The sequence below is a fragment of the Xanthomonas sp. SHU 308 genome, from assembly GCF_000364645.1.
GTDB classification, from domain to species: Bacteria; Pseudomonadota; Gammaproteobacteria; order Xanthomonadales; family Xanthomonadaceae; genus Xanthomonas_A; species Xanthomonas_A sontii.
The window spans coordinates 1-9,278 of the sequence record NZ_AQOK01000264.1 but is presented as its reverse complement, the minus strand read 5'-3'; the positions used below and the strand labels follow the sequence as shown (position 1 = coordinate 9,278).

The following is a 9,278-nucleotide window of genomic DNA, read 5'->3' as shown; positions in this document are numbered from 1 at the left end:
GGCGATGGCGCTGACCAAGGAACTGACCGAACACAGCCTGCCGGAGATCGGCGATGCGTTCGCCGGGCGCGACCACACCACCGTGTTGCACGCCTGCCGGCAGATCAAGCACCTGATGGAAACCGACGGCAAGCTCCGCGAAGACTGGGACAAGCTGATCCGCAAGCTCAGCGAGTGAGCCCGGAGAGGACAGGGCGACACGCCGATCCGCACGCGCAGCGTGCGCGTTCGGCGGTCACCTGGAGCCACGTGATAAATCGGTGCATGACTTCGCGACAAATCCGGGAGAAACTGTGGATAAAGCGCGACGCGGCGGCGACGGCAAAACTATCCACAGGTTTCCCCACCAGTTCCGGGACAGTAGTACACGGGATTGAGGGCGCTAAAAATCTTTTGTTTTCAGTGGTTTGAGCTACATTTGCACCGAATTCCGCTCTACCATCACCACCAAGCTTTTGATTTATTCCACATCTTTTAAAGCATAGGGGCACGGAACCACATGCGTTTCACACTGCAGCGCGAAGCCTTCCTCAAGCCATTGGCGCAAGTCGTCAATGTGGTCGAACGCCGCCAGACCTTGCCGGTTCTGGCCAACTTCCTGGTGCAGGTGCAGGGTGGCCAGCTGTCGCTGACCGGTACCGATCTGGAAGTGGAAATGGTCTCGCGCATTGCGGTCGACGATGCCCAGGACGGCGAAACCACGATCCCGGCGCGCAAGCTGTTCGAGATCGTGCGGGCCCTGCCCGACGGCAGCAAGGTCACCGTCTCGCAGTCCGGCGACAAGATCACCGTGCAGGCTGGGCGTAGCCGCTTCACCCTGGCCACGCTGCCCGCCAACGACTTCCCGTCGGTCGACGAAGTGGAAGCCACCGAGCGCGTGGTGGTGCCGGAAGCCGCGCTGAAGGAACTGATCGAGCGCACCGCGTTCGCGATGGCGCAGCAGGACGTGCGCTACTACCTCAACGGCCTGCTGTTCGACCTGCGCGACCAGACCCTGCGCTGCGTGGCCACCGACGGCCATCGCCTGGCGCTGTGCGAGACCGAGCTGGAGAACGCCGGCGGCGCCAAGCGCCAGATCATCGTGCCGCGCAAGGGCGTGACCGAGCTGCAGCGCCTGCTGGAAGGCGGCGAGCGCGAGGTCGAGCTGGAAGTCGGCCGCGCGCACGTGCGGGTCAAGCGCGACGATGTCACGTTCACGTCCAAGCTGATCGACGGCCGCTTCCCCGATTACGAAGCGGTGATCCCGATCGGTGCCGACCGCGAGGTCAAGCTGGATCGCGAGATCCTGCGCGCAGCGCTGCAGCGTGCGGCGATCCTGTCCAACGAGAAGTACCGCGGCGTGCGCGTGGAAGTCTCGCCGGGCCAGCTGAAGATCAGCGCGCATAACCCGGAACAGGAAGAAGCGCAGGAAGAAGTGGAAGCGGACACCAAGGTCAGCGACCTGGCGATCGGCTTCAACGTGAACTACCTGCTCGACGCGCTCTCCGCGCTGCGCGAGGAGTTCGTGGTGATCCAGCTGCGCGACGCCAACTCGTCGGCACTGGTGCGCGAAGCCAGCAGCGCCCGCTCGCGTCACGTGGTGATGCCGCTGCGTCTCTGACGGTTCCCGTTCGTGTTCCACGTGGAACACGTGCGAAAGCGACCCGGCCTTCGTGCCGGGTTTTCTTTTTGTTGGGCTCCAAGATCAACGCTCCCGCACTGAGAGGGATCCGTTGCCACGGGAGGCCCGCGCAGCTTGCACCCTTGCATTACCCGGCCAAAACGCATCGGCCGTGACTGTGTCTGCAAAGAGACGGGCTCCGGCACCTCGGCGGGATCACACCATTATCGAAGCGCCAGGAGGCCGTGCGGCAAGACAGCGTGCCTCTGATCGCCTGGCCGACCCTCTTACCCACGCCTCCACCGTCCCGCGGGAGTCCGTCCTCCCAATGATGCGGAGGTTGCTGGCACGCAGCGCTGCCAGTTTCCCGAGCGCGGCCGTCCTGACAGCGTCCATCAGCGGTTTTGGGTATGCTGCCGCCCTACCCCAAGCCCCGATCTGCGTGCGCCCGGTGCGAGCGCCTTCGCCACTATCCCCGCATGCACGTTTCCCGCCTCGACTTCCACCACCTGCGCCGGTTCGCGGCGCTCGAGCTGGCGCCTGCGCCTGGACTGAACCTGATCACCGGCGACAACGGCGCCGGCAAGACCACGGTGCTCGAGGCGATGCACCTGATGGCGTATGGCCGCAGCTTCCGCGGACGCGTGCGCGATGGACTGGTCAGCCAGGGCCAGGACGCGCTGGATGTCTTCGTCGAATGGCAGGAGCAGTCGGCTGAAGCCGGCGCGACACGTCGACGCCGCGCCGGATTGCGCCACAGCGGTCAGGAATGGCGTGGCCGCCTCGACGGCGAGGACGTCGCCCATCTCGGCACCCTGTGTGCGGCTCTGGCTGTGGTGACCTTCGAGCCGGGCAGCCACCTGCTTGTCAGCGGCGGCGGCGAGCCACGGCGTCGCTTCGTCGATTGGGGCTTGTTCCACGTGGAACCTGACTTCCTGTCCCTGTGGCGGCGCTACGCCCGCGCGCTCAAGCAGCGCAATGCGTTGCTCAAGAGCGGCGGCAGCGGCGCGGCGCTCGATGCCTGGGATCACGAGCTCGCCGAGTCTGGTGAGCCGTTGACCTCGCGCCGCCAGGACTACCTGGACCGCCTGCTCCAGCGCCTGCTCGCCCTCGCCCCGGACCTGGCGCCAGCGTTGGGTATCTCACATCTTCAATTCGCACCCGGCTGGCGGCGGCAGGAGGTGTCGCTGGCCGATGCGCTGCTGCTCAACCGGGAGCGCGACCGTCAGCTCGGCTATACCTCTGCCGGTCCGCACCGGGCCGACTGGAGCCTCAGCTTTGCCGAGATTCCCGGCCGTGATGCGCTCTCCCGCGGCCAGGCCAAGCTCACCGCCCTGGCCTGCCTGCTGGCGCAGGCCGAGGACTACGCCGAGCAGCGCGGCGAATGGCCGGTGATCGCCTTGGACGATCTGGGCTCGGAGCTGGACCGCCACCACCAGGCTCGGGTGCTGGAGCGCCTGCGTGGCGGGCCGGCGCAGGTCTTCGTCACTGCCACCGAGACCCCGCAGGCGCTGGCCGACGTCAGCCTGCCGATCGCCCGGTTCCACGTGGAACATGGCCAGATCCTGGCCGTTTCCTAGGCCGCCGCGGGTCCGGCGGCCCGGGCTGCTATAATTTCCGCCAATCCCCTATCCAGCGGCGCGAACCGGCCCCGGCCTGTCTTCGCCGCCTCGTGGAGCCTACGGCACCCGCATGACCGACGAACAGAACACCCCGCCCAGCAACGGCAACTACGACGCCAACAGCATCACCGCCCTGGAAGGCCTGGAGGCGGTCCGCAAGCGGCCCGGCATGTACATCGGCGACGTCCATGACGGCACCGGTCTGCATCACATGGTGTTCGAGGTCGTCGACAACTCCATCGACGAAGCCCTGGCCGGGCATGCCGACCACGTCGCGGTGACGATCCACGCCGATGGTTCGGTCTCGGTGTCGGACAACGGCCGCGGCATCCCGGTCGGCAAGCATGCGCAGATGAGCGCCAAGCTCGGCCGCGAGGTCTCCGCCGCCGAAGTGGTGATGACCGTCCTGCATGCCGGCGGCAAGTTCGACGACAACAGCTACAAGGTGTCCGGCGGCCTGCACGGCGTGGGCGTCAGCGTGGTCAACGCGCTGTCGGAGAAGCTGCTGCTGGACGTGTTCCAGGGCGGCTCGCACTACCAGCAGGAATTCAGCAACGGCGCGGCCGTCGCGCCGCTGGTGAAGCTCGGCGAGACCACCCAGCGCGGTACCACCGTACGCTTCTGGCCGTCGGTGGTGGCCTTCCACAACAACGTGGAGTTCCACTACGACATCCTGGCCCGGCGCCTGCGCGAGCTGTCCTTCCTCAATTCCGGGGTCAAGATCGTGCTCGCCGACGAGCGCGGCGAGGGGCGCCGCGACGACTTCCACTACGAGGGCGGCATCCGCAGCTTCGTCGAGCACCTGGCGCAGCTGAAGACCCCGCTGCACCCGAACGTGATCTCGGTCACCGGCGAACACAACGGCATCACCGTGGACGTGGCGCTGCAGTGGACCGACTCCTACCAGGAGACGATGTACTGCTTCACCAACAACATCCCGCAGAAGGACGGCGGCACCCACCTGGCCGGCTTCCGCGGCGCGCTGACCCGCGTGCTCAATACCTACATCGAGCAGAACGGTATCGCCAAGCAGGCCAAGATCAACCTGACCGGCGACGACATGCGCGAAGGCATGATCGCGGTGCTGTCGGTGAAGGTGCCGGACCCCAGCTTCTCCAGCCAGACCAAGGAGAAGCTGGTCAGCTCCGACGTGCGCCCGGCGGTGGAGAACGCCTTCGGCGCGCGCCTGGAGGAGTTCCTGCAGGAGAACCCCAACGAGGCCAAGGCCATCGCCGGCAAGATCGTCGATGCCGCCCGCGCCCGTGAGGCCGCGCGCAAGGCAAGAGACCTCACCCGTCGCAAAGGCGCGCTGGACATCGCCGGCCTGCCCGGCAAGCTGGCCGACTGCCAGGAAAAGGATCCGGCGCTGTCGGAGCTGTTCATCGTCGAGGGCGACTCGGCAGGCGGCTCGGCCAAGCAGGGCCGCAACCGCAAGAACCAGGCGGTGCTGCCGCTGCGCGGCAAGATCCTCAATGTCGAGCGCGCGCGCTTCGACCGCATGCTGTCCTCCGACCAGGTCGGCACGCTGATCACCGCGCTGGGCACCGGCATCGGCCGCGACGAGTACAACCCGGACAAGCTGCGCTACCACCGCATCATCATCATGACCGACGCCGACGTCGACGGCGCGCACATCCGCACCCTGCTGCTGACCTTTTTCTACCGGCAGATGCCGGAGTTGATCGAGCGCGGCTACGTCTACATCGGCCTGCCGCCGCTGTACCGGCTCAAGCAGGGCAAGCAGGAGCTGTACCTGAAGGACGACAACGCGCTCAACGCCTACCTGGCCAGCAGCGCGGTCGAAGGCGCGGCGCTGGTTCCGGCCAGCAACGAGCCACCGATCACCGGCGCGGCGCTGGAGAAGCTGCTGCTGCTGTTCGCCAGCGCCAACGAAGCGGTGGCGCGCAATGCGCACCGCTACGACCCGGCGCTGCTGAGCGCGCTGATCGACCTGCCGCCGCTGGACGTGGCCCAGCTCGAGAGCGAGGGCGAGACGCATCCGAGCCTGGACGCGCTGCAGGCGGTGCTCAACCGCGGCAGCCTGGGCTCGGCGCGCTACAGCCTGCGTTTCCAGGCGTCCAACGCGCAGCGCCCGGCCACCCTGCTGGTGGAGCGCCGGCACATGGGCGAGGAGACCACCTATGTGGTGCCGATGGCGGTGTTCGAGAGCGGCGAGCTGCGGCCGCTGCGCGAGATCGCGCGGGAGTTGCATGGGCTGGTGCGCGAGGGCGCGCAGATCGTGCGCGGCAACAAGACCCAGGCCATCACCAGCTTCGCCCAGGCCTACGCCTGGCTGTTCGAGGAGGCCAAGAAGGGCCGCCAGATCCAGCGCTTCAAGGGCCTGGGCGAAATGAACGCCGAGCAGCTGTGGGAGACCACGGTGAACCCGGATACGCGTCGCCTGCTGCAGGTGCGCATCGAGGACGCGGTCGCCGCCGACCAGATCTTCAGCACGCTGATGGGCGACGTGGTCGAACCGCGCCGCGACTTCATCGAAGAAAACGCGCTGAAGGTCGCCAACCTCGATATCTGACCCTGGCGGTTCCCGCCCTGGCGTACGCCGGGGCGGGCGTCCCGCTGTGCCTTCCGCCCGCTTCCGCACAGGATCGCGATGACCGCGCCGCCGTTGCCCGCCACCCCGCTGCCGTTGCCTTCCGCGCCGCCGGCCCGCCCGCGCCGGCCGATCCTCGGTTTCTTCCTCGACGTGCTGCTGGCGGCGGTGGTGCTGCTGGCGGTGAGCGTGCTGAGCGGCCTGGTCTGGGGCGTGATCCGCGGCTTCCAGCTGGCGATGGAACTGAAGGCGCACGGCATCCCCGCCGATCGCCTGGCATCGGTGGTGGCGCAGCGGGTCGGCCAGCCGGGCGCGCTGGCGCAACTGCTGATCGCCCTGGTCAGCACGCTCTCCGCGGCGCTGCTGCTGTACTTCCTGCGGCGTCCGGCCAGCGCCGCCGAGCGCCGTGCCTCCTGGCAGGCGGCGCGCACGCCGTCGACCTGGGGCTGGGTGCTGCTGGTCGCGGTCGGCGTGTTCGTCGGCAGCGCGACGATCTCCGCGCTGGCGGCGCAGATCGGCATCAAGCCGGTGCCGACCAACCTGCCGCTGATGCAGGACGCGATGGCGCAGATGCCGCTGTTCCTGTGCGTGTTCGCGATCGTGATCGCCCCGGCCTACGAGGAACTGCTGTTCCGCCGCGTGCTGTTCGGGCGGCTGTGGGACGCAGGCCGGCCGCGGTTGGGCATGCTGCTCAGCGGCGCCGCCTTCGCCCTGGTGCACGAAGTACCGGGGACCACCGGCAACAGCCTGGCCGCCACCGCGCAACTGTGGCTGGTCTACGGCGGCATGGGCGCGGCGTTCGCCTGGCTGTACAAGCGTACCGGCACCTTGTGGGCGTCGATCGCCGCGCATGGCCTCAACAACGCCATCGCGGTCGCCGGACTCTACTGGTTTGGCGCAACCTGAAGGTTTGTTTGACGAAATGTTAAGACGCGGCCCCCCACACTGCGACGCGTGTTAGGAGGGGGGACCGTATGAAGCAAGTGGTACTTGGCGCATCTCTGGCGATGCTGCTGGCAGCGTGTGCGACGACGACATCGCCAACCGGGCGCACCCAGGTCGTGGGCGGCATCTCGCAACAACAACTCGACCAGATGGGCGCGCAGGCGTTCGCCGAAGCCAAGGCCAAGGAACAGCTGGACACCGATCCCAAGCGCAACGCCTACGTGCGCTGCGTGGTCAACACGCTGGTCGCGCAGCTGCCCGAGCAATGGCGCGGCACCGGCTGGGAAACCGCGCTGTTCAACGACAAGGAACCCAACGCGTTCGCCCTGCCCGGCGGCAAGGTCGGGGTCAACAGCGGCATCTTCAGCGTGGCCAAGAACCAGGACCAGCTCGCCGCCGTGCTCGGCCACGAGATCGGCCACGTCATTTCGCGTCATCACGAAGAACGCATTACCCGCCAGCTCGGTGCGCAGGCAGGGCTGAGCGTGATTGGCGCGTTGGCCGGTGCCCGCTACGGTCAGGGCGCGGCCGACACCGTCGGCCAGGTCGGCGGCATGACTGCGCAGACGCTATTCCTGCTGCCCGGTTCGCGCCAGCAGGAAACCGAAGCCGACGTCGTCGGCCAGCGCCTGATGGCGCAGGCCGGATTCGATCCCGCGCAGGCGGTGGATCTGTGGAAGAACATGATGGCCGCCGGCGGCGCACGTCCGCCGCAATGGCTGTCCACCCACCCCGATCCCAGTGCCCGTATCGGCGAGTTGCAGCGCGATGTCGCCGCGCTGGAACCGGTGTATGCGCAGGCGCGCAGCGCCGGCAGGACGCCCAAGTGCGGCTGAGTCGTCCGTCGTCCCTGTGTCCGTCGCCGGCACTGTCACAGAAAACGCATCCAAAAACGTTTTCACGGCGTACAGGTTTCTGATAGGTTTGCTGGCTCGGCCGAGGAATGGCCGCTCCGTCTTCCGTGCCGCTCCGGGCGGTTTCCACCGAGGTGACCCATGAAATTCCGCATTCGCAAGCAAGCGTTGTTGTCCCTGGTGATCGCCGCCGCCCTCGGTGGCGCGGTGGTGACCGATGCCGCTGCGCAGAGCGATCGCACCGACCACCGCTCCTCGCGCAATGCGAAGAACGAGAAGGCGGCGGTGCTGTTCCCCAATGCCGAGCGCAAGGAGCCGACCGGCAAGCCGTCGTCCAAGCTCGGCAGCAAGCTGCAGAAGCTCATCGACACCTACAACAAGGGCGAGGACTACGCGGCGGTGCGCGCCCAGGCCGATGAGATCCTGGCCAACAGCGGCGCCAACGAGTACGACAAGTCGCTGGCCGCGCAGCTGGCCGCGCAGGCCGCCTATAACCTCGACGACAGCAAGGCCGCGCAGGCGTACCTGAAGCAGGCGATCCAGTTCAACGGCCTGGACAACAACGGCCACTACCAGTCGATGCTGATGCTGGCGCAGCTGCAGCTGCAGGACGAGCAGACCGCCGAAGGCCTGGCCACCCTCGACAAGTTCCTCGCCGAAACCAAGTCGACCCGCCCGGAAGACCTGATCCTCAAGGGCCAGGCGCTGTACCAGGCGCAGCGCTACCAGGAAGCGATCCCGGCGCTGAAGCAGGCGATCGCCGCGTCGCCGGAGCCGAAGGACAGCTGGAATCAGCTGCTGATGGCGTCCTACGCCGAAGCCGGCCAGACCGGTGAAGCGGTCAAGGCCGCCGAGGCGTTGGCCGCCAAGTCGCCCAACGACAAGAAGGCCCAGCTCAACCTGGCCAGCATGTACATGCAGGCCGACCAGATGGACAAGGCCGCGGCGGTGATGGACAAGCTGCGTGCCGCCGGTCAGCTGACCGACGAGAAGGAATACAAGCAGCTGTACTCGATCTACGCCAACACCGACGGCCACGAAAAGGACGTCATCGCGGTCATCAACGAAGGCATGCAGAAGGGCATTCTGAAGCCGGACTACCAGACCTACCTGGCGTTGGCGCAGTCGTACTACTACACCGACCAGCTGCCGCAGGCGATCGAGAACTGGCAGAAGGCGGCGCCGCTGTCCAAGGACGGCGAAACCTATCTCAACCTGGCCAAGGTGCTGCATTCGGAAGGCCGCGTTGCCGAGGCCAAGCAGGCCGCGCAGCAGGCACTGGCCAAGGGCGTCAAAAAGCCGGAAGACGCCAAGAAGATCATCAACCTGAAGTAGCACGCAAAAAAAGCCCCCGAAGACCAGTGCTGAAAGTAGTGCAGGTAACAGGGATTGGTATAAGCTTGGAGGTTCCTGCGGTGTCATTGCCGCGTGAACTTGGGTTCCGCTCCACAGCGGAATCCGCCCCCCTTTAATTGAGTCATTGGCGCATGACGGAACAACTGGTCATCCATCGGCAGTACGACAAAGATGACGCCTCCGGCCTCAGCTGGCCGCGCATCATCGGTATTGCCTTCGTAATCGCGCTGCATCTTGCGGCGCTGATGTTGCTGCTGATTCCGGCCGTTGCGCCCAAGGCGGTGGCGGAGAAGGAACGCAACATCATGGTCACCCTGGTGGACGCACCGCCGCCGCCTCCCCCGCCGCCG

7 protein-coding genes and 1 pseudogene are annotated in these 9,278 nt (G+C 66.8%); all 8 read left to right on the top strand.

The genetic code is table 11. From position 1 onward, the window contains the following. The coding region (locus D588_RS26595) for a helix-turn-helix domain-containing protein (protein ID WP_304412388.1) at positions 1 to 178 on the top strand (178 nt) is incomplete at its 5' end. Positions 179 to 499: 321 nt separating this feature from the next. Next, positions 500 to 1,600, top strand: coding sequence for a DNA polymerase III subunit beta (gene dnaN / locus D588_RS0109765; RefSeq protein WP_017911750.1), 1,101 nt, complete (start codon positions 500 to 502; stop codon positions 1,598 to 1,600). 479 nt (positions 1,601 to 2,079) lie between these two features. Continuing rightward, a complete protein-coding gene (gene recF, locus D588_RS0109760; RefSeq protein ID WP_017915839.1) occupies positions 2,080 to 3,180 on the top strand; it encodes a DNA replication/repair protein RecF in 1,101 nt (366 codons plus the stop codon). A gap of 112 nt (positions 3,181 to 3,292) precedes the next feature. Next, on the top strand, positions 3,293 to 5,755 hold the full coding sequence (gyrB, locus tag D588_RS0109755; RefSeq protein WP_017915838.1) for a DNA topoisomerase (ATP-hydrolyzing) subunit B: 2,463 nt from the start codon (positions 3,293 to 3,295) through the stop codon (positions 5,753 to 5,755). Positions 5,756 to 5,833: 78 nt separating this feature from the next. Then, positions 5,834 to 6,679 (top strand): type II CAAX endopeptidase family protein, encoded by an 846-nt coding sequence (locus tag D588_RS0109750; protein ID WP_017915837.1) that lies wholly within the window; start codon positions 5,834 to 5,836, stop codon positions 6,677 to 6,679. Between the two features lie 68 nt (positions 6,680 to 6,747). Further along, positions 6,748 to 7,554, top strand: coding sequence for a M48 family metallopeptidase (locus D588_RS0109745; protein ID WP_026143554.1), 807 nt, complete (start codon positions 6,748 to 6,750; stop codon positions 7,552 to 7,554). Positions 7,555 to 7,713: 159 nt separating this feature from the next. Further along, positions 7,714 to 8,907, top strand: coding sequence for a tetratricopeptide repeat protein (locus tag D588_RS0109740; RefSeq protein ID WP_017907988.1), 1,194 nt, complete (start codon positions 7,714 to 7,716; stop codon positions 8,905 to 8,907). Positions 8,908 to 9,059: 152 nt separating this feature from the next. After that, positions 9,060 to 9,278: pseudogene (locus D588_RS24410) on the top strand (energy transducer TonB); the annotation flags it as partial.

Bases quoted from the DNA above. Each gene is read 5' to 3' on its own strand.
- gyrB (WP_017915838.1), top strand. From the start codon at position 3,293: ATGACCGACGAACAGAACACCCCGCCCAGCAACGGCAACTACGACGCC.
- D588_RS0109740 (WP_017907988.1), top strand. From the start codon at position 7,714: ATGAAATTCCGCATTCGCAAGCAAGCGTTGTTGTCCCTGGTGATCGCC.
- dnaN (WP_017911750.1), top strand. From the start codon at position 500: ATGCGTTTCACACTGCAGCGCGAAGCCTTCCTCAAGCCATTGGCGCAA.
- recF (WP_017915839.1), top strand. From the start codon at position 2,080: ATGCACGTTTCCCGCCTCGACTTCCACCACCTGCGCCGGTTCGCGGCG.
- D588_RS0109750 (WP_017915837.1), top strand. From the start codon at position 5,834: ATGACCGCGCCGCCGTTGCCCGCCACCCCGCTGCCGTTGCCTTCCGCG.
- D588_RS0109745 (WP_026143554.1), top strand. From the start codon at position 6,748: ATGAAGCAAGTGGTACTTGGCGCATCTCTGGCGATGCTGCTGGCAGCG.